Source organism: Cellulosimicrobium sp. CpK407, assembly GCF_051844275.1.
Classification (GTDB): Bacteria; Actinomycetota; Actinomycetes; order Actinomycetales; family Cellulomonadaceae; genus Cellulosimicrobium; species Cellulosimicrobium cellulans_G.
Genome location: NZ_JBGNYC010000003.1, coordinates 73,283 through 96,760, shown reverse-complemented (window position 1 = coordinate 96,760; position 23,478 = coordinate 73,283). Strand labels below are relative to the sequence as shown.

At 75.0% G+C, this 23,478-nt stretch carries 20 protein-coding genes and 2 riboswitches; of the genes, 19 read left to right on the top strand and 1 reads right to left on the bottom strand.

Going from position 1 to position 23,478, the window contains the following annotated elements; translation table 11 throughout:
* Nucleotides 1-54: 54 nt before the first annotated feature.
* The 17 genes from ABWU78_RS02440 to ABWU78_RS02360 all read left to right on the top strand — a co-directional run bounded on the left by ABWU78_RS02440 (nt 55) and on the right by ABWU78_RS02360 (nt 20,054).
* Complete coding sequence (locus tag ABWU78_RS02440) at nt 55-969, top strand: DUF1684 domain-containing protein (protein WP_439157459.1); 915 nt, start codon at nt 55-57, stop codon at nt 967-969.
* Nucleotides 966-1,559, top strand: a complete 594-nt coding sequence (locus tag ABWU78_RS02435) for a GNAT family N-acetyltransferase (RefSeq protein WP_439157458.1) — start codon at nt 966-968, stop codon at nt 1,557-1,559. The genes ABWU78_RS02440 and ABWU78_RS02435 overlap by 4 nt, the downstream gene beginning before the upstream one ends.
* A complete protein-coding gene (locus ABWU78_RS02430) occupies nt 1,556-2,647 on the top strand; it encodes an amino acid ABC transporter permease (protein WP_353707483.1) in 1,092 nt (363 codons plus the stop codon). The genes ABWU78_RS02435 and ABWU78_RS02430 overlap by 4 nt, the downstream gene beginning before the upstream one ends.
* Nucleotides 2,644-3,438, top strand: a complete 795-nt coding sequence (locus tag ABWU78_RS02425; RefSeq protein WP_253055189.1) for an amino acid ABC transporter ATP-binding protein — start codon at nt 2,644-2,646, stop codon at nt 3,436-3,438. The genes ABWU78_RS02430 and ABWU78_RS02425 overlap by 4 nt, the downstream gene beginning before the upstream one ends.
* 151 nt (nt 3,439-3,589) lie before the next feature.
* Complete coding sequence (locus ABWU78_RS02420) at nt 3,590-4,612, top strand: ABC transporter substrate-binding protein (protein ID WP_439157457.1); 1,023 nt, start codon at nt 3,590-3,592, stop codon at nt 4,610-4,612.
* Between the two features lie 7 nt (nt 4,613-4,619).
* Nucleotides 4,620-5,801: an FAD-dependent oxidoreductase gene (locus ABWU78_RS02415; RefSeq protein ID WP_353707484.1), complete on the top strand. Its 1,182-nt coding sequence runs from the start codon at nt 4,620-4,622 to the stop codon at nt 5,799-5,801.
* On the top strand, nt 5,798-6,814 hold the full coding sequence (locus ABWU78_RS02410) for an NADPH-dependent oxidoreductase (RefSeq protein WP_353707485.1): 1,017 nt from the start codon (nt 5,798-5,800) through the stop codon (nt 6,812-6,814). Before ABWU78_RS02415 ends, ABWU78_RS02410 begins: the two co-directional genes overlap by 4 nt.
* A 110-nt stretch (nt 6,815-6,924) precedes the next feature.
* Nucleotides 6,925-8,178 carry an LLM class flavin-dependent oxidoreductase gene (locus tag ABWU78_RS02405; protein WP_353707486.1) on the top strand — a complete coding sequence of 418 codons (1,254 nt, stop codon included), beginning with the start codon at nt 6,925-6,927 and terminating at the stop codon, nt 8,176-8,178.
* 95 nt (nt 8,179-8,273) lie between these two features.
* Nucleotides 8,274-8,681 carry a rhodanese-like domain-containing protein gene (locus ABWU78_RS02400; protein WP_253055194.1) on the top strand — a complete coding sequence of 136 codons (408 nt, stop codon included), beginning with the start codon at nt 8,274-8,276 and terminating at the stop codon, nt 8,679-8,681.
* A 100-nt stretch (nt 8,682-8,781) separates the two neighbouring features.
* Nucleotides 8,782-9,897, top strand: a complete 1,116-nt coding sequence (locus tag ABWU78_RS02395; RefSeq protein ID WP_439157456.1) for an LLM class flavin-dependent oxidoreductase — start codon at nt 8,782-8,784, stop codon at nt 9,895-9,897.
* 151 nt (nt 9,898-10,048) lie between these two features.
* A complete protein-coding gene (locus ABWU78_RS02390) occupies nt 10,049-11,146 on the top strand; it encodes an LLM class flavin-dependent oxidoreductase (RefSeq protein ID WP_439157455.1) in 1,098 nt (365 codons plus the stop codon).
* A gap of 180 nt (nt 11,147-11,326) precedes the next feature.
* A riboswitch (SAM riboswitch) is annotated at nt 11,327-11,440 on the top strand.
* A 101-nt stretch (nt 11,441-11,541) separates the two neighbouring features.
* Nucleotides 11,542-13,167: an ABC transporter substrate-binding protein gene (locus ABWU78_RS02385; protein ID WP_439157454.1), complete on the top strand. Its 1,626-nt coding sequence runs from the start codon at nt 11,542-11,544 to the stop codon at nt 13,165-13,167.
* A gap of 70 nt (nt 13,168-13,237) precedes the next feature.
* A complete protein-coding gene (locus ABWU78_RS02380) occupies nt 13,238-14,191 on the top strand; it encodes an ABC transporter permease (RefSeq protein ID WP_439157453.1) in 954 nt (317 codons plus the stop codon).
* On the top strand, nt 14,188-15,261 hold the full coding sequence (locus ABWU78_RS02375; RefSeq protein WP_253055199.1) for an ABC transporter permease: 1,074 nt from the start codon (nt 14,188-14,190) through the stop codon (nt 15,259-15,261). Before ABWU78_RS02380 ends, ABWU78_RS02375 begins: the two co-directional genes overlap by 4 nt.
* On the top strand, nt 15,258-17,075 hold the full coding sequence (locus ABWU78_RS02370; RefSeq protein ID WP_439157452.1) for a dipeptide ABC transporter ATP-binding protein: 1,818 nt from the start codon (nt 15,258-15,260) through the stop codon (nt 17,073-17,075). Before ABWU78_RS02375 ends, ABWU78_RS02370 begins: the two co-directional genes overlap by 4 nt.
* Nucleotides 17,072-18,490, top strand: coding sequence for a M20/M25/M40 family metallo-hydrolase (locus ABWU78_RS02365; RefSeq protein WP_439157451.1), 1,419 nt, complete (start codon nt 17,072-17,074; stop codon nt 18,488-18,490). Before ABWU78_RS02370 ends, ABWU78_RS02365 begins: the two co-directional genes overlap by 4 nt.
* A 25-nt stretch (nt 18,491-18,515) precedes the next feature.
* On the top strand, nt 18,516-20,054 hold the full coding sequence (locus ABWU78_RS02360; RefSeq protein WP_439157450.1) for an MFS transporter: 1,539 nt from the start codon (nt 18,516-18,518) through the stop codon (nt 20,052-20,054).
* Between the two features lie 78 nt (nt 20,055-20,132).
* Here the strand turns inward: ABWU78_RS02360 and ABWU78_RS02355 are convergent, their stop codons facing one another.
* The gene (locus tag ABWU78_RS02355) at nt 20,133-20,618 is read right to left on the bottom strand and encodes a Dps family protein (protein ID WP_253055203.1); all 486 of its coding nucleotides are present in this window, start codon (nt 20,616-20,618) and stop codon (nt 20,133-20,135) included.
* A gap of 260 nt (nt 20,619-20,878) precedes the next feature.
* Here ABWU78_RS02355 and ABWU78_RS02350 point away from each other — a divergent pair, with 260 nt between their 5' ends.
* Both ABWU78_RS02350 and ABWU78_RS02345 read left to right on the top strand, forming a co-directional pair.
* On the top strand, nt 20,879-21,910 hold the full coding sequence (locus ABWU78_RS02350) for an aldo/keto reductase (protein WP_439157449.1): 1,032 nt from the start codon (nt 20,879-20,881) through the stop codon (nt 21,908-21,910).
* A complete protein-coding gene (locus tag ABWU78_RS02345) occupies nt 21,907-23,139 on the top strand; it encodes an LLM class flavin-dependent oxidoreductase (RefSeq protein WP_439157448.1) in 1,233 nt (410 codons plus the stop codon). The genes ABWU78_RS02350 and ABWU78_RS02345 overlap by 4 nt, the downstream gene beginning before the upstream one ends.
* Before the next feature lie 176 nt (nt 23,140-23,315).
* Nucleotides 23,316-23,441, top strand: a riboswitch (SAM riboswitch).
* Nucleotides 23,442-23,478: the final 37 nt, after the last annotated feature.

The window sequence follows — 23,478 nt, the reverse complement described above, 5'->3', positions numbered from 1 at the left end:
CGTCCCGCACGCACCCGCACCGCAGACCTGCACCGTACCGACCTCGGAGGACCCATGAGCCAGAGCACGCTGACCGCCACGGGCACCGTGGCCGACGACCCCGCCGCCCCCGGGACGGCGGACGAGGCGCACGAGGCCGCCGCGTGGGCGGCATGGCACGCCGAGCGCGAGGAGGGGCTCCGGCCGCCGCACGGCTGGCTGAGCCTCGTCGCGTACCACTGGCTCCCGGCCGAGCCCGCCGCGCTGCCCGGCGTGCCCGGGCTCTGGTGGGCCGACGCCGACGGCGCGCACCACCGCGCGGACGAGGGCGGCGCCGTCCGGGCGACGACGGGCGACTCCGTCGGGACCGTGGTCGTCACGGAGGGTGGGTCCTCGGTCGCGGGCACGTTCCTGCCGGACGGCCGGGACGCGGGCGACCCGGCGGACGGGGGCGAGACGCGCGAGGTCGCGGTGGAGGTCGTGCGCCGCACGGGCCGGTACGCCGTCCGGCTGCGCGACCCGCTCGCTCCGGCCCGGACGGGGTTCGACGGCGTCCCGACGTTCGCCTACGACCCCGCCTGGGTCGTGGACGCGGCGGTGCGCTGGTACGACGCGCCGCGGCCCGTCGTCGTCGGCGCCGCGCGCCCCGGGCTGGTGCACCACGTGAGCACGGTCGGCGAGGTCGACCTCGTGGTCGAGCGTGACGGGGTCTCCCACCGCGCGACGCTCGTCCTCACGGGCAAGGCCGGCGGCGCGGTGACGCTGCTGTTCAGCGACGAGGCCCTGCACCTCGACGAGGCCGTCGCGCCCTGGCGCGTGCTGTGGGTGGACGCCGACGTGGCGCCCGGCGCCGAGGGGCGCGTGCGCCTCGACCTCAACCGGGCGATCAACCTCCCGTACGCGTTCAGCGACTTCGGGACCTGCCCGGCGCCGGTCGAGGGCAACCACGTGCCGTTCGCCGTCACCGCGGGCGAGAGGGCACCCCGGTGACCGCGGTCGCCGCGCGCCCCACCGGGCGGGGAACGCGCGAGGTCCGGTCCGTCGCGATGCACGACCCGCTCGTGCGGCCGCTGCTCGACGAGCTCTCCCACGAGTACTGGACGCGGTACCAGCGCGTGCTGAGCGCCGAGGAGCTCCGCGCCGAGATGGAGCACTACCCCGCGCAGGACTTCGCGGCGCCGCACGGCGAGCTCGTGCTGGTGCTGGAGGACGGCGAGCCGGTCGCGGGCGGCGCGTTCCGCCGTCGGACCGAGCAGGAGCTCGGTGACCCGGCACGCCTCGCCCGGCAGTCCGCGCGGCGCAGCGACGGGTCGCCCGCCGTGCGCACCGCCGAGCTCAAGCGGATCTGGACGCACTCGGCGCACCGGCGCCGCGGGCTGGCGCGCCTCGTGCTGGCGGAGCTGGAGCGCCGCGCCGTCGAGCGCGGCTACCGGCGCGTGTACCTCACGACGGGCCCGCGCCAGCCCGAGGCCGCCGGCCTGTACCTCGCGACCGGCTACACGCCCCTGTTCGACACCGGGACCGATCCCGAGGAGATCGGCCCGCTCGCCTTCGAGAAGTGGTTGGAGGTCGCGTCATGAGCACCGTGTCGCTCCCGCAGGACGAGTCCCGGCAGCTCGCGCCGCCGTCGGGCCGGCACCCCGCCGACCGGAGCGGCGGTGTCGAGGACGCGCTGCCGCTCGAGAGCCTGCGCATCGTCCCCGCGCGGCACCCGGGCCGCTGGGCCGCGACGGCCGGCGTCGCGGTGCTGCTCGCCATGGTCGTCAGCTCGCTCGTGACGAACGACCGCTGGGAGTGGGGCGTCGTCGCGCAGTACCTCACGTGGCCGTCGATCCTCGAGGGCGCGTGGGCGACGATCCGGCTCACGCTCGTCGCGTCGGTCGTCGGGTTCGCGCTCGGCACGGTCCTCGCGCTCATGCGCCTCTCGCGCTCGCCGCTCCTCCAGTCGGTGTCGTGGACGTACACGTGGGTGTTCCGGTCGGTGCCGCTGCTGCTGCAGCTCCTGCTCTGGTACAACCTCGCGTACCTCTACCCGTACCTCAGCGTCGGCATCCCCTTCGGGCCCGAGTTCCTGTACTTCGACACGCTGTCCGTGATCGACAAGTTCTGGGCCGCGATCCTCGGGCTCGGGCTCTCGCAGGCCGCGTACTCGGCGGAGATCGTGCGGGCCGGGATCCTCTCGGTCGACCAGGGGCAGCAGGAGGCCGCCGCGTCGCTCGGCATCCCCAAGCGGCGCCAGGTGAGCCGCATCATCCTGCCGCAGGCGATGCGCTCCATCATCCCGACGGCCGTCAACGAGGTGATCGGGCTGCTCAAGGGCACGTCGATCGTCTACGTGCTGGCGTACGGCGAGCTGTTCTACATCGTCAGCGTCATCTACGGCCGCAACGGCCGCGTCGTGCCGCTGCTCATCGTCGCGTCGATCTGGTACCTCGTGCTCACCACGCTCATCACGGTCGTCCAGTACTACGTCGAGCGGCACTACGCGAAGGGTGCCGTACGCACGCTGCCGCCGACGCCGCTGCAGAAGGCGCGCTGGACCGTCCTGGTCTGGGCGTCGCGGCTCTCCGGCCGGCCCGTGCCCGACTCCGTCCCGCCCGCGTACGCGGCCCGCGCCCGCGTGGGCGTGCTGACGCGCACCGCGCGCACGGCGGGAGGTGCGGCATGAGCGCCGTCGTCGCGACCACCGACGTCGCGACCGCCGGGCTCGTCGAGATCCACGGCGTCCACAAGAGCTTCGGCACCCTCGAGGTGCTGCGCGACGTGTCGCTCACCGTCCCGCCCGGGTCCGTGACGGTCGTGCTCGGCCCGTCCGGCTCCGGGAAGTCGACGCTGCTGCGCGCGATCAACCACCTGGAGAAGGTCGACAAGGGGTTCATCTCGCTCGACGGCGAGCTCATCGGGTACCGCCGCAAGGGCAACACCCTGCGCGAGCTCAAGGAGCGCGAGATCCTCGGCCAGCGCACCCAGATCGGGTTCGTCTTCCAGAGCTTCAACCTGTTCCCGCACCTCACCGCGCTCGAGAACGTCGTCGAGGCGCCGGTCTCGGCGCAGCGGCGCCGCCGCGAGGACGTCGAGCCCGAGGCCCGCGCGCTGCTCGAGCGCGTCGGGCTCGCGGACAAGGCCGACGCGCGGCCGCGCCAGCTCTCCGGCGGGCAACAGCAGCGCGTCGCCATCGCCCGCGCGCTCGCGCTGCGGCCCAAGGTGCTGCTGTTCGACGAGCCGACCTCGGCGCTCGACCCCGAGCTCGTGGGGGAGGTGCTCGAGGTCATCAAGGACGTCGCGAGCACCGGCACGACGCTCGTCGTCGTCACGCACGAGATCGGCTTCGCCCGCGAGGTCGCCGACACCGTCGTGTTCATGGACGACGGCGTCGTCGTGGAGCAGGGCACGCCCGCCGAGGTGCTCGACCACCCGCGCCACGACCGCACCCGGGCCTTCCTCCAGAAGGTCCTCTGACCCGGGGCGAGCCGGGGTCCTCGACCCGCAGCCGCCCCGCGTACCGCGCCCACCACCGCTTCCCGACGTCGTCACCCGCGACCGGCCGCCCGGCCGTCCCGCACCGCACTCCCGCGTCACCCCGACGCACCACCCGAGAGGTAGGACACCCGTGACCGCAACGACCACCCGCGCCCGCGCCCCCCGCGCGCTCGCCGCCCTCGCCGTCGTGCCCCTGCTGGCGCTCGCGGCCTGCTCCGGGGTGAGCACCGAGGCCCCGGCCGCCGCGGAGGAGGACGCGGCCACCGAGGAGAGCACGACGTCCGTGTCGGACGCCCTCGACGTGAGCACGAGCCCGGACCAGGACCGCATCCGCACCACCGAGTCGGCCGAGGCCGTCGCGCTCCTCCCGGACGCCTGGAAGGACAAGGACGAGCTCGTCGTCGCGATCTCCGCGGGCGCGGCGCCGCCGCTCGGCTTCCTCGCCGACGACGACGAGACGCCCATCGGCAACGAGACCGACATCGCGCAGCTCGTCGCCGACGCGCTCGGCAAGGACCTACGCCTGGAGGTCAAGGCCTGGGCGGACTGGCCGCTCGCGCTCGGCTCAGGCGACGTCGACGCCGTGATCTCCAACGTCACGGTGACCGAGGAGCGCAAGGAGACCATCGACTTCTCCACGTACCGCAACGACGAGCTCGGCTGGCTCGTGGGCGCCGACTCCGACATCACGTCGATCACGAAGCGCGAGGACATCGCGGGCAAGGTCGTCGCCGTCGGCTCCGGGACGAACCAGGAGAAGATCGTGCTCGAGTGGGACCGCCTCAACCAGGAGGACGGCCTCGAGCCCATCCAGGGCCCCGAGTACTACGAGCAGTTCTCCGACGTCCTGCTCGCGCTCCAGTCCGGGCGCATCGAGACGTACGTCGGGCCCAACGCGTCGCTCGCGTACCAGGCGGCGATCTCCCCGCAGGACTTCAGGGTCGTCGGCACGCTCAACGGCGGCTGGCCCGACACCGCGCAGATCGCCGTCGCCACGAAGAAGGGCAACGAGGTGGCCCCGGCCATCACCGCCGCGATCAACCACGCCATCGAGGACGGCACGTACCTCCAGGTGCTGCAGCGGTGGGGCCTGGAGTCCGAGGCCGTCGAGGAGTCGCAGACCAACCCGCCCGGCCTCCCGAAGACGGAGTGACCCGCGCATGACCACCAGCACCCAGCACGTCGACCACCTCGTGGTCGGGGGCGGCGTCATGGGCTCGGCCGCCGCGTGGCAGCTCGCCCGGCGCGGGCGCGACGTCCTGCTGCTCGAGCGCTTCGCCCCCGGGCACGCGCACGGTGCCTCCCACGGGACGTCGCGCATCTACCGCACGACGTACGCCGAGCCCGAGTACCTCGACCTCGCGCAGGAGGCGCTCCGCCTGTGGCGCGAGGTCGAGGACGAGACCGGGACCGAGCTGCTCACGGTCACGGGCGGCGTCAGCCACGGGCGGCGCGACGGCGCGGCCGAGCGCCGCGCGGACGCGATCGGTGCGGCGTTCGCGGCCCGCGGGATCGAGCACGAGTGGCTCGACCCCGCGGCCGCGGCCGAGCGCTGGCCGGGGCTGCGGTTCGAGGGCCGGGTGCTGCACGAGGTCGCGACGGCCGGGCGGCTCCACGCCGACCGCGCCGTCGCGGCCCTCCAGGGCGCGGCCGCCGCGAGCGGCGCCGACGTCCGCCACGAGACCGCCGTCCGGCACGTCGAGCGCGTCCCGGAGGGCGTGCGCGTCGTCACCGACGGCGGCGACGTCGTCGCGCGGGTCGTCGTCGTGACGGTCGGGGCGTGGAGCGCCGGCCTGCTCGGCGGTCCCACCGGCGGGCTGCTGGGGCAGGAGCTCCCGCTCGTCGTCACGCAGGAGCAGCCCGCGCACTTCGCGCTCGCCCTGGGCGCGTCCCCGCAGGGGTGGCCGGCGTTCACGCACGACGTCGGTCCCGGCACCGCGTGGCCGAGCGGCGTCTACGGGCTCGCGACCCCGGGCGAGGGCGTCAAGGTCGGCTTCCACGGGGTCGGGCCCGTCGTCGACCCCGACCGGCGCTCCTACCGGCCCGAGCCGGGTCAGCTCGCCGCGCTGCGCGACTACGTCCGCACGTGGCTGCCCGGCCTCGACCCCGACGCCTACGTCCCCGTGAGCTGCACCTACACGACGACGCCGGACCACGACTTCGTGCTCGACCGGCGCGGTCCGGTCGTCGTCGGCGCCGGGTTCTCCGGCCACGGCTTCAAGTTCGCCCCGGCGGTCGGCCGCGTGCTCGCCGACCTCGCCACCCGTCCCGACGACGCGCTCGCGGCCGAGCGGTTCGCGCTCGCCCGCCTCTCCGCACTCCCCGAGAGGACCGCCTCATGACGTCCACACCCGTCACCGTCCCGGCCGTCGTGCGTCCGGCCCGCCGCGACGGCGACCCGCGCGACCTGGAGAGCGACCTGACCGACGTGCCCACCGGTGCCCGGCCCGACGCCGTCGTGCCCGACGGTGCGGTGCTCGACGGCGCGCGCGCCGCGGTCGGGGCGCGCTACGGCGTCGCGCCGGACGTCGCGGACGTCGCCGCGCCCGGTGCCGCCGTCGGGCTGGCACGCCGTGCCGCGGCCGGCCGGGCGCGCGACGCGGGCCGCCCCGCGGACGTGCTCGGCACCGTGCTCGGGCACCGCAGCGTGCGTCGCTACCGCACCGACCCGCTCGCCGACCACGTCGTCCCGACGCTCGTCGCCGCCGCGCAGTCCGCACCGACGTCGTCGAACCTCCAGCTCTGGAGCGTCGTCGCCGTCACCGACGCCGCGCGCAAGGACCGGCTCGCGGCGCTCGCGGGCGACCAGGAGCACGTCCGCACCGCGCCGCTGCTGCTCGTCTGGCTCGCCGACGTCGCCCGGGCGCGCGCCCTCGGCGAGCGCGAGGGCGTCCGGCTCGAGGCGACCGACTACCTCGAGACGACGGTCGTGGCGTTCCTCGACGCCGCGCTCGCCGCGCAGAACGCGGTCGTCGCCGCCGAGTCGCTCGGGCTCGGCACCGTGTACATCGGCGCGCTGCGCAACCACCCGGCCCAGGTCGCGGCCGAGCTCGGCCTGCCCGAGGGCGTCGTCGCGGTCGTGGGGCTCGTCGTCGGGCACCCCGACCCTGCGGGCGGCGAGCGCGTCAAGCCCCGGCTGCCGCAGGCGGCGGTGCTGCACCCCGAGCGCTACCACGGCGACCAGGCGGAGCACGTCGCGGCGTACGAGCAGCGCATCGCGCCCTTCTACCGCGAGGAGGGGCTCGACGGCGGCTGGCGCGACCGCGTCGTCGACCGCCTGCGCGTCCCCGGCGCGCTGCGCGGGCGCGCCCACCTGCGACCCACGCTCGCTGCGCTCGGGTTCCCGTCCAAGTAGGAGCCCCGGTCCCGTCCCGCCGCCGGGAGCAGTCGGGACCCACCGCTCCACCGGCCGCTGCGCCGCCACCGGCCGCCGCACCACGACCAGTCGCACCACCGAAGGAAGCCATGTCCTCCCACCCGCACCCGACCGCCACCCCCGGCGGTCCGCGACCGGCGTCCGGCCGCGTCCCGCTGTCCGTCCTCGACCTCGCGATCGTTCCCGAGGGGGCGACGGGCCAGGACGCGGTGCGCCGCGCCGTCGGGCTCGCGCGCGACCTCGACCGGCTCGGCTACCACCGCGTCTGGTACGCCGAGCACCACCTGTCGCCCGGTGTCGGCTCCGCATCGCCCGCCGTGCTCGCCGCGGCCGTCGCGGCCCGGACCGAGCGCATCCGCGTCGGCAGCGGCGCGGTGCTGCTGAGCACGACGAGCCCGCTCGTCGCCGCCGAGCAGTTCGGGACGATCGCCGCGCTGCACCCGGGCCGGGTCGACCTCGGGCTGGGCCGGGCGTTCACCCCGCCGAAGGACGCGACGGGTTCGCAGGGCAGCACGCAGGGCACGGACGGCCCGCTGCGCGCCGCGCGGTCCGGCGCGACCGGGCCGCGCGTCGTCGAGGGGCTCTACGTCCCCGGCGCGCCGCCGTCGAACCTCAACGACTCCGTGCTGCGCGAGCGGATCCTCGCGCAGAAGCGGATCGTCGGGGCGTCGCGCACGCCCGTCAGCTTCCGCGACGAGCTGGACCTCGTGCTCGGCCTGCGTGCCGGGACGTACCGCGACGAGCACGGGACGCCGTACGTGAGCCCGCCCGTCGAGGGTGCCGACTGGGACCTGTGGGTCCTCGCGTCGAGCCCCGGCGAGAGCGCGCGCGTCGCGGGCGAGCTCGGGCTGCCGATCGCCGCGAACTACCACGTGGCGCCGTCGGCGACGATCGACACCGTCGCCGCCTACCGCGCGGCGTTCCGGCCGGGCGTGCTCGACGAGCCGTACGTCGTCGTGTCCGCCGACGTGCTCGTCGCCGACACGATCGAGCGCGCCCGGGAGCTCGCGACACCGTTCGCGGACTGGGTGCTCTCCATCCGCCGCGGCGCCGACGGCGCGATCGCATACCCCGAGCCGGGTACGTCGCCCGCGTGGGAGGACCGCCCGGAGGCCGAGCGCGCGCTCGTCGCGGACCGCGTCGACACGCGCATCGTCGGCGACCCGGAGACGGTCGTGCAGCGGCTCGAGACGCTGCGCCGCGCGACGGGTGCCGACGAGCTGCTCGTCACCACCGCGACCCACGACGCCGACGACGCCCGTCGCTCGTTCGAGCTGCTCGCCGAGCACTGGTTCGCGGGAAGCCCCGCCCCCGCCACACCCGCACTCGCCACCACCCCCTAACGCGAGATCGACCCGCGCGTCGCCAGATCGACCTCCTGAGGGTCGATCTCGGACGTGCGGGTCGATCTCGCGACGACCCCTCGAAGGAGAAACCCATGACGACCACCCCACCCCTCCAGGCCGCGACCGACGCCGCGGCCAAGGTCGCCGACGGCGCGCTGCTCATCGACGTGCGCTCCGCCGGCGGCCGCGCCGCGCACGGCGAGATCCCCGGCGCCACGCTCGCCGACCGCCACGACCTCGACGCCCTGTTCGGTCCCGCCGAGAACCCGGCGATCTCGCTCGACACGCCCGTCGTCGTCGTGTGCGGGTCGCCGAACGGCTCCGGACCCGTCGCCGAGGCGCTCGCCGAGCGCGGGTACACGAACGTCTCGCACGTCGACGGCGGCTTCCCGGCCTGGAAGGACGCCGGCCTCCCGGCGTCGGAGCCGGTCGAGGCGTCGCCCGCGACGTCTCCGGAGTCGACGGCGTCCCCGGACCCGACGGCGCCCGCCCGGTCCTGAGCGGCCGACCGGACCGCACCACGTCCGCCCGGCTCGCGCAGCACCGGCACCGCGAACCCGCACCCGCGCACCATCCACGACGACACCCACGGAGATCCTCATGCCCGTCGAGTTCCTCGGCATCGCCACGACCAACGACGCGTCGGAGACCACCGAGCGCACGACCGCCGCGTTCGACCCTGCCTACCTCGAGCGCCTCGTGCGTGCGCACGAGGACAACGGCTGGACGCGCGTCCTCTTCGCGTACGGCTCCTCCGGCCCGGAGCCCGCCGCGCTCGCTGCCTACACCGCCGCTCGCCTGCAGTCGATCGAGCTGCTGCTCGCGCACCGGCCCAACGTGTCCTACCCGACGTACGCCGCCAAGACGTTCGCGACGCTCGACCAGCTCTCCGGCGGGCGGCTCTCCGTGCACTTCATCACCGGCGGCAACGACCACGAGCAGGGCCGCGAGGGCGACACGCTGACCAAGGACGAGCGGTACGCGCGCACCCACGAGTACATCCAGATCGTCAAGCAGGCCTGGTCGAGCGCCGAGCCGTTCGACCACCACGGGCCGTTCTACGACTTCGACGACTTCGTGCTCGACGCCAAGCCGTTCGAGGGCCGCACCCCGACCATCTCGTTCGGCGGGTCGTCGGACGCCGCGTTCCGCGTCGGCGCGGCCGAGGCCGACATCTACGCCGTCTGGGGCGAGCCGCTCGACCGCACGGCCGAGCAGATCGCGCGCGTGCACGCCGAGGCCGCCGCCGCGGGCCGGGCCACCCCGCCGCGCATCCACGCCGCGTTCCGGCCGATCGTCGCGCCGACCGAGGAGCTCGCCTGGGAGAAGGCGCACCGCATCCTCGACCGGATCGAGGCGCGCAAGGCCGCCGCGGGTGGACAGCTCAGCCGTCGGCACCCGATCGACAAGCCCGAGAACGCGGGTTCCCAGCGCCTGCTCGAGATCGCCGCCCAGGGCGAGCGCTTCGACACCGCCCTGTGGACAGCGACCGCGAAGGCGACCGGCGGCGCCGGCAACTCCAACGCGCTCGTCGGCACGCCCGAGCAGGTCGCCGAGGCGCTGCTCGCGTACTACGACCTCGGCGTCCGCGTCATCTCGGCCCGCGGCTACGACCTGCTCGACGACGCGATCGACTTCGGCCGGTACGTCATCCCGATCGTCCGCGAGGAGGTCGCGAAGCGCGACGCCGCGACCGCGGAGGCCGCCGCGGCCTGACGGGCCCGGGACCGAGATCGGCAGAGAAGGACGAGATCGGCAGCCCCGGCCGAGATCGGCGCGTGCAGGTGCCGACCTCGGCCGGCGCTGCCGATCTCGCTGGCGGGCCCGCCCGGCCCGACCACGGACGACGACAGCAAGGAGCAGGACCGTGCGGTTCCAGGTACTCGACATCGTGTTCAACCCGCCCCACCCCGTGACCGGGGAGGCGGTCGCGCCGTCCGACCGGTTGAACCGGGTGGTGGAGACGGCGGTGCTGGCGGAGGAGCTCGGCTTCGACTCGTTCGCGTTGGGGGAGCGGCACGCGGGGGAGGTGCTGTCGTCGGCGCCGACGGTGATCCTCGGTGCGGTCGCGGCGCGGACGTCGCGCATCCTGCTGAGCACGGGCGTCACCGTGCTGTCGCTGCTCGACCCGATCCGGGTCGCCGAGGACCTCGCGACGGTGGACCAGCTCAGCCGCGGGCGGCTGGAGATCGTCATCGGCAAGGGCAACGAGGTGCTCCAGTACCCGCTGCTGGGGCTCGACATCGACAAGCAGTACGAGTACCTCCAGGAGAACTACGAGCTGCTGCGCCTGCTGCTGTCGGAGGAGGACGTGAGCTGGAGCGGGCGGCACCGGCACGCCCTGGAGCACGCGACGACGCTGCCGCGGCCGTTCGCGGGGCCGTTCCGCATCTGGCACGGGTCGGCGACGTCGCGCTTCGCGGTGGACCTCGCGGCCCGGTACGGGGACCCGATCGTCAGCGCCAACGCGTTGCAGCCGCGCGAGAACTACCAGGTGCTCATCGACCGGTACCGCGAGCAGTACGCGGCGCACGGGCACGACCCGGCGTACGGGTTCGTCGGGTCGGGCTCGGGCGGGCTGTTCCTCGCCGACACGACGGAGGAGGCTATCGAGCAGTACCGCCCGATCTACGAGGGCCAGGTCGCGGCGGCGGCGCGTCGGGGCTACGGGCCGGACGCCGTCGGGAAGGCGCCGAGCTTCCGGACGGTCGAGGACGCCGTCGAGCGCGGTCCGGCGCTGGTGGGCTCGCCGGAGCGCGTCGCGGAGAAGATCCTCGACTATCACGCGTCCTACGGGCACGACCTCCAGTCCGTCTCGGTCAACCATCTGATCCCCGCGGCGCAGCAGGAGGACGTGCTGCGCCGGTTCGCGGAGGAGGTCGTGCCCGTCGTGCAGGCCGAGGTGAAGACCGACCTGTGGAGCCCGGCCGACGCCCGCCGCGCGGCGGGGTTCACCGCGGCCTGAGCGATCCCGCCGGACCGGAGGGGAGGGCCCCGTCTCGCCCGGCGAGGCGGGCCCTCGCCGTGCTCGTGGCAGCCCCGCCGACGGGTCACGACGTCGCGGAGCAGGAAACAACCGTCCGCCTGGCGGGACGACCGTCTCGATACTTGACTCAACCGGTCGAGATTGTCTTTCCTGCTCCCAGGTGACGAGCGTCAGCACGCAGGCCCGGCTCGCTGACCAGCAACCCTTCGACGTGACGGGGTGCTCCGGGAACGACCTGACCGCGTGGCTCCCGCCGCGCGGTAAGCACGGCACCCCGGTGGGTTCCCCCGCCGCGCCGGCCCTCGGCCCGGCGCGGACGACCACCGGCGCCGGACGACCGCCGGTCCTCAGCCGGCACACGAGGAGAGCACGACATGATCCCCACACCTCACCGACGCCGGTCCCTGACCGCCGCCGCGGCCGCCGCCGCGACGGGTCTCCTGCTCGCCGCGTGCGGTGGCGGCACCGGCACCTCCGACGACGACGGGTCGCCCAGCCCGTCCGGCGAGCCGGTCGCGGGCGGCGACCTGACCTTCGCGATCACCGTCGACTCGCACTGCATCGACCCGCAGCAGGTCGGCAACAACGACGCCATCGCGGCGGCCCGCCAGACCGTCGCCTCCCTCACCGCGCAGGACCCGGAGACGGGCGAGATCCTGCCGTGGCTCGCGGAGAGCTGGGAGGTGAACGAGGACGCGTCGAGCTACACGTTCCACCTGCGCGACGACGCGACCTACGCCGACGGCACGCCGATCGACGCCGAGTCGGTCAAGACGAACTTCGACGCGATCGTCGCGCTCGGCGCGACGGCGTCGCTCGGGTCGCAGTACCTCGTCGGCTACGAGGGCACGACGGTCACGGACCCGCAGACCCTCACGGTCGACTTCGCGGCGCCGAGCGCCCAGTTCCTCCAGGCGACCTCGACGTTCTCGCTCGGCCTCCTCGCGCCGTCGTCGGCCGACCTGAGCGTCGAGGACCGCTGCGCCGGCAAGTTCGTCGGGTCCGGCCCGTTCTCCGTCAAGTCCTACACGCAGGACCAGGAGATCGTGCTCGAGAAGGTCGCGGGCTACGCGTGGGGCTCGGAGGCCAACGACCACCAGGGCGAGGCCTACCTCGACACGGTGACGTTCAAGGTCATCCCCGAGGCGAGCGTGCGCAGCGGCAGCCTGCAGTCCGGGCAGATCGACGCCACGGCCGCGATCTCGACCGTCGACCTCCCGCAGTTCGACGGGAACGGGTTCTGGCTCGAGTACCGCGCCAACCCGGGCGTCGTGTTCAACCTCTTCCCCAACGAGTCGAGCCCGCTCGCGGGCGACGAGGCCGTGCGGACGGCGATCCTCAAGGGCATCGACCGCGAGCAGATCGCGGACACCGTGCTCAGCGAGCAGGACGAGCCGGCCACGAGCGTGCTCTCGCACTCGACGCCGCTCTACGAGAGCGTCGCGGACGAGCTCGCCTACGACCCCGAGGGCGCGAAGAAGATCCTCGACGACGCGGGCTGGGTCGAGGGCGCCGACGGCGTGCGGGAGAAGGACGGCCAGAAGCTCTCCACGACCGTGACGTTCTGGCAGGTGCCGGAGCCGCTCGAGCTGGTCCAGCAGCAGCTCGCGCAGATCGGCGTGGACCTCCAGCTCCAGCACGTGACCGTCGCCGAGTCGCAGGCGATCAAGGAGAGCGGCGACTTCGACTTCGACTACTACAACCTCACACGCTCCGACCCGGACGTGCTGCGCACGATCTTCTCGGCGAATGCGCGCAACATCAACCAGCGCGACGCGGAGGAGGTCGACGACCTGCTCGACGCGTCGGCCGCGGCGACCGACCCGGCCGAGCGCCAGGAGCTCGTCACGGAGGCGTCGCGCCTGCTCGTGCAGAAGGGGCACGCGATCCCGGTCTACGAGCTCTCGACGACCATCGCGGCCGCCGACACGGTCCACGGCCTGACGTTCGAGGCGTCGTCGCGCCTCGACTTCTACGACGCCTGGGTCACCCAGGGCTGACCCGCCGGGCCCGCCTGCCCGACATCGCGGCGTCGGGCAGGCGGGCATCCCCCACGGAAGGAGGCCGACCATGGGCTGGTACGTCCTGCGTCGCGCCGGGCAGGGCCTGTTCGTGCTCTGGGCGGCGTTCACCATCTCGTTCTTCGTCCTCTACCTGCTGCCCAGCGACCCGGCCGCGCTCATGGCGAGCGGCGGGGGCGAGGCGGACCAGGTGGACCCCGCGCTGCTCGACGCCCTGCGCGCCCAGTACGGCCTCGACCGGCCCGTGCTCGTGCAGTACGCCGACGCGCTGTGGCACGCGCTGCGGCTCGACTTCGGGACGTCGTACGCGTCGGGCGCGCCTGCGACCCAGCTCGTGCTCCAGGCGCTCCCCGAGACGCTCCGGCTCACGGCCGCGGCGCTCGTCCTCGCCGTCGTGGCGGGCGCCGGCATCGCGATCGCGAGCACGTTCCCGCGCGCGGCGTGGCTGCGCCACGCGCTCGCGTCGCTCCCGCCGCTCGGCGTCGCCCTGCCGCCGTTCTGGCTGGGCCTGCTCCTGCTGCAGTGGTTCTCCTTCCAGCTCCCGCTGTTCCCCGCGATCGGCAACGAGGGCGCGATCAGCCTCGTGCTGCCGGCGATCACGCTCGCCGTCCCGGCGAGCGCCGCGCTCGCCCAGGTGCTCGCGCGGAGCCTGCGCGGGACGCTCGGTGAGCCGTACGTCGAGACGGCGCGCGCGAAGGGCGCGAGCCGGGCGCGCGTGCACTTCGGCCACGCGCTGCGCAACGCCGCGATCCCCGCGCTGACCGTCCTGGGGGTCGTCGTGGGCGGGCTGCTCGGCGGCACGGTCGTCACGGAGACGGTGTTCTCGCGCGCGGGCCTCGGGCGACTCACGGTCACGTCCGTGGACGCGCAGGACATCCCCGTCGTGCAAGCGGTCGTCGTGCTCTCCGCGCTCGTGTTCGTGGTCGTCACGCTCGTGGTCGACCTGCTCTACCCCCTGCTCGACCCCCGGATCGACGCACGACAGAAGGCGGTGGCTGCATGAGCACCAGGCCAGGGGTGCGCATCGTGCTCCGCGACGCGGTCGAGGTCCCGACGACCGCGAGCGACCGCGCGACCGCTCCGACGCGAGACGTCCCGCGGACGGACGTCCCGCCGTCGGGCGACGCGCGGCCGGGGAGCCCGGAGGTCCCCGAGCCGCGGGCGCCCGAGGAGATCGAGGTCGAGGACCGCGAGGACGCGCGCGCGATCCTCCGGCACGGCCGCGTGCGGACCCAGGGCACGGCGGGCCGGTGGCGGCGCGGGGTGCGGTACGCCGTGCGGCGTCCCGGGCTGGTCGTCGCCGTGCTCGTCGTCCTGCTCGTCACGGCGTGGGCGGTCGTCCCACAGCTCTTCACGGCGTACGACCCGCTGACGGGCGTGCCCGCGGACCGGCTCCAGCCGCCGTCCGGCGCGCACCTGTTCGGCACCGATCACCTGGGGCGCGACGTGTACGCGCGCGTCGTCCACGGCGCGTCGGCGTCGCTCAGCGCGACCGTCATCGCGGTCGCGGTCGGGCTCGTCGCCGGGTCGTTGCTCGGCCTGCTCGCGGGGTTCGTGCGCGGGTGGGTGGACGACGTCGTCGGCCGGTTCGTCGACGTGCTGCTCGCGATCCCGAGCATCCTGCTCTCGCTCGCGATCATCACGGCGCTCGGGTTCGGGACGGTCAAGGTCGCGATCGCCGTCGGCATCACGAGCGTCGCGACGTTCGCACGCGTCATGCGGGCCGAGGTCCTGCGGACCTCGACGTCGGTGTACGTCGAGGCGGCCCGTGCGTCGGGCGTGCGCTGGTACGGCGTGCTCGGACGCCACGTGCTGCCCAACTCGACGGGACCGGTGCTCGCGCTCGTCGCGCTCGAGCTCGGGACGGCCGTGCTCGCCATCTCGGCGCTGAGCTTCCTCGGCTACGGGACGCCGCCGCCCGCGCCCGAGTGGGGGTCGCTCGTCTCGGGCGGGCGCGACTACCTGGCCACCGCGTGGTGGCTCACGACCATGCCGGGCCTCGTGATCGTCGCCGTCGTGCTGTCGGCGAACCGCATCGCGCGGGCCCTGGAACGGACCGGAGGGGACGCATGACCGCCACGACGCCGACCACCCAGGAGCGTCCCGGCCCGACGTCGGGCGAGGCGCCCGCACTCGAGATCCGCGGGCTCGAGGTCGCCTACCGCACGCGCGACGGCGGCTCGTACGCCGCCGTCCGCGGCGTCGACCTCACGGTCGGTGCGGGCGAGGTCGTCGCGCTCGTGGGCGAGTCCGGGTCGGGCAAGAGCACGACGGCCCACGCGGCGCTGCACCTGCTCTCGCGCGGGGGAGCGGTGACGGGCGGGACCATCCGGCTCGGCGGGCGCGACGTCGGACGCCTCTCCGAGAAGGAGTGGCAGCAGGTGCGGGGCCGCGACGTCGGGCTCGTGCCGCAGGACCCGACGGTGTCGCTCAACCCCGTCACGCGCGTGGGCGACCAGGTCGCGGAGGTGCTCGTCATCCACGGGCTCGCGCGGCGCAAGGAGGCGCGCGAGCGCGCGGTCGAGCTGCTGCGCCAGGCCGGGATCGACGACCCGGAGGCCCGAGCGCGGCAGTACCCGTCGCAGCTCTCCGGCGGGATGCGCCAGCGCGTGCTCATCGCGATCGCCGTCGCGGCGCGGCCGCGCCTCGTCGTCGCGGACGAGCCCACGAGTGCGCTCGACGTGACGGTCCAGCGCCGCATCCTCGACCACCTCGACGGCCTCGTGCGCGACCTGGGCACCGCGGTCCTGCTCATCACGCACGACCTCGGCGTCGCGGCGGACCGCGCCGACCGGATCGTCGTGCTCGAGCGCGGGGTCGTCGTCGAGGAGGGCACCGCGGACCAGGTGCTGCACGACCCGCGCCACCCCTACACCCAGCAGCTCATCGCCGCGGCGCCGAGCCTCGCGAGCTCGCGCCTCGTCGCGGGCGGCACGCCGGAGACGGCGCCGGACGACGGCGTCGTCCCGCGCGCCGACGCGAGCCGCGCCGCGGTCGCGAGCCGCGCCGACGGTCAGGGGACCGCGGTGCCCGACGGCGCCGGCCCGGACACCGCGAGCGTGCCCGTCCTCGCGGTGCGGGACCTGCGCAAGGAGTTCACGCTGCCGCGCGGGTCGGCGCACCGGACGCTCGTCGCCGTGGACGGCGTGAGCTTCGCCGTCGGGCGCGGCGAGACGTACGCGCTCGTGGGGGAGTCGGGGTCGGGCAAGAGCACGACGGCGCGCCTCGCCCTCCGGCTCGAGCGGCCCACCGCGGGCACGGTGGAGTTCGCGGGCGAGGACATCACGACGGCGCGCGGCGAGCGGCTGCGGTCGCTGCGGCGCGGGTTCCAGGTCGTCTACCAGTCCCCGTACGCGTCGCTCGACCCGCGGTTCACCGTCGAGCAGATCGTCACCGAGCCGCTCCGGGCGTACCGGGTCGGGTCGCCGTCCGAGCGGGCGGACCGGGCACGTGCGCTCGTCGAGGACGTCGCGCTCCCGCCCGACGTGCTCCGACGGGGACCGCGCGAGCTCTCGGGCGGGCAGCGCCAGCGCGTCGCCATCGCGCGGGCGCTCGCCCTGAACCCGGCGCTCGTCGTCCTCGACGAGCCCGTCTCGGCGCTCGACGTGTCCGTGCAGGCGCAGATCCTCGAGCTGCTCGTGCGGCTCCAGGCCGAGCACGGGCTCGCGTACCTGTTCATCTCGCACGACCTCGCGGTCGTGCGGCAGGTGTCCGACCACGTCGGCGTCATGCACCGCGGGCGCGTCGTCGAGCAGGGCCCGGCCGAGCAGATCCTGCTCGACCCGCAGGAGGAGTACACGCGCGAGCTCGTCGCGGCCATCCCCGGCCGCCGCGCGCTCCAGGACGCGCCCCGGGCGTCGTCCACGACAGCAGGGAGGGCACGATGACCGTCACCGCACGACCCGCAGCACCCGGCGCCCGGCCCGGGACCAGGGCGACGCCCGGGCCGCGCGTGCTCGCGGAGCCCGCCCCCGCGCCGTCGCGCACCGAGCTCGCGGGCCGCACCACCGAGCTGCTCCAGGCGATGATCCGCAACGCGTGCGTCAACGACGGCACCGTCGGCTCGGGGCAGGAAGTGCGCAACGCGCGCGCCGTCGCCGACGCGCTCGACGGCCTCGACCTCGAGGTCGAGTGGGTCGAGCCGCGCCCCGGCCGCACGTCGCTCGTCGCGCGCCTGCGCGGCACGGACCCGGAGGCGCCCTCGCTCGCGCTCGTCGGGCACACCGACGTCGTGCCCGTCGAGCCGGAGGGGTGGACGCGCGACCCGTTCGGCGGCGAGCTCGTCGACGGCTGGGTCTGGGGTCGGGGCGCGATCGACATGCTCGGGCTCACGTCCGCGTTCACGGTCGTCACGCGCGCGATCGCGGAGAGCGGGCGGCGGCTGCGCGGCGACCTCGTGCTCGCCGCCGTCGCCGACGAGGAGCACGGCAGCACGTGGGGCGTCGACTGGATCACCCAGCACCGGTACGACCTCGTGGACGTCGACGCGGTGCTCACGGAGTCGGGTGGGGTCCCGCTCGGCTCCCGCGGGAGCCGCACGATCGCGGTCGGGGAGAAGGGCGGCGCCGGGCGCCGGCTGCGTGTCGTCGGGCGGCCCGGGCACGGGTCGGGGCCGTACGGGTCGCTCAACGCGATCGTGCTCGCGGCCGAGGCCGTGCGGCGGATCACCGCGCACCGCGGGCCGGTCGTCATCGGCCACCTGTGGCGCCGCTACGTCGACGCGCTCGACCTCGCGCCCGACGTGCGGGCCGCGCTGCTCGACCCCGCCCGGATCGACGACGCGCTGCCCGCGCTCGGCGCGCTCGCGTCCGTCGCGCACGCCACGACGCACACGACCGTCGCGCCGACCGTGCTGCACGCCGGGTCGAAGCCCAACGTCATCCCCGGGCTCGCGGAGGTCACGCTCGACATCCGCGTCCTCCCGGGCGCGACCCCGCAGGACGTGGCCGACCTGCTCGACGACGCGCTCGGCGACCTGCGCGAGCACGTGCACGTCGAGGGTGACTGGTTCGGCGAGGCGTCGCAGTCGCCCACCGACGGCGCGGCGTACGCGGCGATCGAGCGGGCAGTGCGCGCGCACGCGGGCGCCGACGTCGTGCCGGTCCTCGGGACCGGCGGCACGGACGGGCGCTTCTTCCGTCGCCGCGGCGTGCCGGCCTACGGGTTCGGCCTGCTCAGCGAGCAGTGGGACCCGGGGGTGTTCCGTTCGCTGTTCCACGGGAACGACGAGCGCGTCGACGTCGAGTCGCTCGGGCTCACCGCCACCGCGCTGCACGACGTCGTCACGAGCTACCTCGGGTGAACGGTCATCCGGATGACGGCTTGCCGTGGCGGTGACGACGGACGGTCGGGCGTCGCGGGCCGTTCTGCGGGTCTGCCTCGCGACCGGGTTCGTCACGCTGCTGGACTCGGCGATCCTCACCGTCGCGGCACCGGCGCTGCGCAGCGAGCTCGGGGCGACGACCGCGCAGCTCCAGTGGATCCTCGCCGGGTACTCCCTGACCTTCGGGCTCGCGCTCGTCCCGGCGGGCCGCCTCGGCGACCGGCTCGGGCGCGGTGGCCCGCTCGCCATCGGGCTCGCGCTGTTCGCCGTGGGGAGCCTCGTCGGCGCGACGGCCTCCGACGCCGACGTGCTCGTCACCGCGCGACTGCTCCAAGGAGTCGGCGCCGGGACCGCGAACCCGCAGGTCATCGGCCTGCTCCAGGACCACTACGCCGGGCCGGCCCGCGCGCGTGCGCTCGGGGCGTACGCCTCGACGGGCGCGTTCGCCATGGTCGTGTCCCCGCTCGTCGGCGGCGGGATCCTGTCCCTCCTCGGGCCGGCGGCGGGGTGGCGCGCCGCCGTCGGGCTCGCCGCGCCCCTGGGGCTCGCCGTGGCCGTCGTCGCCCTGCGCGTGCTGCGTCGCGGCTCGACGCGAGCGGGTGGCCTGACCCCGCGCGGCGCGCCCGGTCGCGACGGCGGTGCCGGGGAGGGCCGGGCAGCAGGCCGTCCGGCCGGCGAGGGCCTGTCCGCGAGCCGCGCCCGCGGTGGCCGCGTCGGCGGCGGGTTCGACGCCGTCGGGCTGGTGCTCGTCACGCTCGTGACGCTCGGGCTGCTCGTCCCGTTCGTCGCCGAGGGGCCGCGAGCCGTCGTGCTGCCGCTGTCGCTCGGGGTGCTCGTGGCCGCCGTCGGGGCGCTCGTCGTGTGGGAACCGCGCTACGCACGGCGCGGTCGGACGCCCGTTCTCGCCCCGGCGCTCCTGCGTTCCCCGACCTACGTGCTCGGCTGCGTCGTCGCGGCCTTCAGCTTCGGGGCGGCGCTCGGGTACTCCGCCGTCCTCATGCTCTTCCTCCAGGACGGCGCGGGCCTCAGCCCGGTCCAGGCAGGCCTGGTTACGACGCCGGGCGCGATCGCCTCGGTCGTGGCGGCGAACCTCTCGTGGCGGCTGTTCCGCCGGTTCGGCCGCCGCGGCGTGACCGTGGCCGTCGGCGCGAAGGCGCTCGTCGCCGCCGGCACGGCCCTCGCGGTGGCGGTCGCGCCCACGGCCACGGTGGTCGCCGTGCTCGTCCTGTCGCAGGTGCTGACGGGCGTCGTCGCGGGACTGACGATCTCGCCCAACCAGACGCTCACGCTCGAGGGTGCCCCCGGCACGGAGCGCGGCGTCGCCGGCGCGGCGCTCCAGCTCGTGCAGCGCGTCGCCGCGACGGTCTGCATCGCCGCGATGACGGGCACGTTCGTGGGCCGGACCGACGGCGCGGTCCCGGGCGTCCTCGACGCCCATCGCGACGGACTCGTCGTCGTGAGCGCCGCCGTCGCGGCACTGGCGCTCGTCGCGTGGGCGGCGTCCCTGCTCGACGAACGGCTCGCCCGCCCCGCCGCGAGGTAGAGCCGCAGGTCGCGAGGTAGAACACCAGGGGTTCTACCTCGCGACCTGCGGCTCTCCCTCGCGGCGGGGCGGGCTGGATCAGGCCTCGCGGTTCTCCGACGAGAGGAACCAGGCCTGCTTCTCCAGGTCGGCGATGATCTCGTGCAGGATGTCGGCGGTCGTCGGGTCCTCGGCGTCGACGGCGTCGTGCACCTCGCGCACGACCTCGACGGTCTGGGCGATGCGCTCGACGATCGCGTCGACCGTGTCGCCGACGGACACGAGGCCGGCCGGGTACGGGGAGAGGTCCGTCGTGGTCGCGACGGTCTCGGTGCGGCCGTCGGGCACGACCTGGAGCGCGCGCATGCGCTCGGCGACGGTGTCGCTGTGCTCGCGCGCGACGTCCACGACGTCGTCGAGCTGGAGGTGCAGGTCGCGGAACCCGCGGCCCGTGACGTTCCAGTGGGCCTGCTTGCCCTGGACGTGCAGGTCGACGAGCGCGACGAGCACGCGCTGGAGGTGCGAGCGGAGCGCCTCCGACGCCTCGAAGCGTGCGGTGGCGCGGTGGATGGTGGGTGCGGACATGGTGCTCCTCGCTCTCTCGGGGGTCTCCCGGAACGTGCGGCGGTCACCCGGCTTCCGTCGGTGCCGACTCGTGACTCGTTCTCTTGAACGATTCCAGACTAGGCACCATTCCGCGTCCCCGCCAGCAAGGACAGGCGTGCCTGACCTGCGGTGACACGTCGGCGGCACCCGCCGCGACGAGACCCGTCACGTTCGCTCGCCAGGTGAGAGGACCGGCCCTCGCTCTTGCCGCGGGGCGCTCGCGGTGGTCCGCTGGCGGCATGACCGACGACCGTCACCCCGCCGCTCCCGCCCCCGCACGCCCGACCGCACGCACGCTCGGTACGGGCGACGCCGCGCTCACCGTCTCCGCCCTCGGGTTCGGCGGCATGTCCGTCACGGACGCGTACGGACCCGCGGACGTCGGCGAGGCGGAGGCCGTGCTGCGCCGGGCGCTCGAGCTCGGCGTCACGCTCGTCGACACCGCCGACGTCTACGGCCACGGGCGCAACGAGGAGCTCATCGGTCGCGTGCTGGGCGCCCACCGGGACGAGATCGTCCTCGCGTCGAAGTTCGGGCTCCCGCCCGCGGGCGGCCACCCCGACGGCCGCCGGGTCGACGGGCGCCCCGAGTACGTGCGCTCGGCGGTCGACGCGAGCCTGCGCCGACTCGGCACCGACCGGCTCGACCTGTACTACCTGCACCGCATCGACCCGCAGGTCCCGATCGAGGAGACCGTCGGGGCGCTCGCGGAGCTCGTCGAGGCGGGCAAGGTCCGGACGATCGGGCTCTCGGAGCCCTCGGCGGCCACCGTGAGCCGCGCGCACACGGTGCACCCGATCACCGCCGTGCAGAGCGAGTACTCGCTGTGGACGCGCGACCCGGAGGACGAGGTGCTGCCCGTGCTGCGCGAGCTCGGCATCGGGTTCGTGCCCTTCTCGCCCTTGGGCCGCGGCATCCTCACGGGCACCGTGGACGCGACCGACGGCTTCGCCGAGGACGACGTGCGCCGTTCCCACGCGCGCTACGCCGGCGAGGCGTTCGAGCACAACCGCGGCCTGGTCCGCTCGCTCGAGCAGCTCGCCGCCGAGCGTGGCGTCACGACGGCGCAGCTCGCGCTCGCGTGGCTCCTCGCCCAAGGTGACGACATCGTCCCGATCCCCGGCACCAAGCGCCTCGCGTACCTCGAGCAGAACGTCGCGGCCGCCTCGGTCGAGCTCACCCCGGACGACGTCGCGGCGATCGGAGCGGCCATCCCGCGCGGGGCCGTGCAGGGCGTCCGCCACCCGCAGCCGGACCTGCTCGCGGGATGAGCGCCGACGCAGCGGCCGAGCCCGCGACACCTGCGTCCCCGCCCGACGAGGCGGCCGCCCGCCGCCCGCTCGCCGTGCACTGGTTCCTGCCGACGTCGGGCGACGCACGCGGGATCGTCGACGGCGCGCACGCGAAGGACACGCCCGGCCGGGCGACCGGGTTCCGCGCGCCGTCGCTCGACTACCTGGAGCAGGTCGCGGTCGCTGCCGACCGCCTCGGCTACGAGGGCGTGCTCACACCGACGGGGACGTGGTGCGAGGACGCGTGGCTCGTCACGTCCGCGCTGATCCGCAGCACGGAGCGGCTGAAGTTCCTCGTCGCGTTCCGCCCGGGCCTCGTCTCGCCGACGCTCGCGGCGCAGATGGCCGCGACCTTCCAGCGCCTGTCCGGTGGACGGCTGCTCCTCAACGTCGTCACGGGCGGCGACGAGAACGAGATGCGCAGGTTCGGCGACTGGCTCGAGCACGACGAGCGGTACGACCGCACGCGCGAGTTCCTCGAGGTCGTGCGCGGCGTGTGGGAGGAGGCGCCGCTCTCGTACGAGGGCACGCACTACCGGATCGCCGACGCCCGGACGTCCGCGCCGCCGGACCCGCGCCCCGAGATCTTCTTCGGCGGATCGTCGGAGGCCGCGCTGCCCGTCGCGGCGGCCCAGGCCGACGTCTACCTCACGTGGGGCGAGCCGCCCGCGCAGGCGCGCGAGAAGATCGAGCGCGTGCGCGAGCTCGCCGTCGCGCAGGGACGCACGATCCGCTTCGGGGTGCGCCTGCACGTCATCACGCGCGACCGGTCGGCCGACGCGTGGGACGTCGCGCAGCGGTTCCTCGACGACCTCACGCCCGAGCAGATCGCGGGCGCCCAGCGGCTCCTGGGCTCGTCCGGGTCGGTCGGGCAGCAGCGCATGGTCGCGCTCCACGGCGGCGGTGACCTCGCGGCCACCCGGCGCGCGCGGGACCTCGAGATCCACCCCGGGCTGTGGGCAGGCGTGGGGCTCGTGCGCGGCGGCGCCGGGACGGCGCTCGTCGGCAGCCACGAAGAGGTCGCCGACCTGGTCGAGGAGTACCGCGCGGCCGGGTTCGACGAGCTCGTCCTCTCGGGTTACCCGCACCTCGAGGAGGCGTACTGGTTCGCGGAGGGCGTCCGCCCGCTCCTCGACGCGCGGGGGCTCACGGCGCCCGCCGCCCGCCACGGCGCGAGCACGGCTCGCACGCACGCCGTGCCCTTCTGACGGGCGCTCGCCCGAAGGCCTCTGCGGCCGACGCTCGCCCACGCCGCACGACGCGTACGGGCGGCGCTGCCGCGCGCCCTCTCGGCGACGTATCCCTGAGACACATTGTCTCGGGATGAGAGATTTCTGCGCGGACCGTTCCCACCCGTCGGCGGGCCTCGGTAGACATCTCGCACGGTCAAGAGCACCAGCGCCAAGCCCCGGCTCGCTGGTCAGCAACCCCCTCGTCACGGCGGGGTGCTCCGGGAGATGACCTGGCCTACCGGCACGGAGACGTCCTGCCGGAACGGCAAGCGTGTACGACCTTCCGCCCGGCGACCCGGTGCGCCTCAGAGCGCC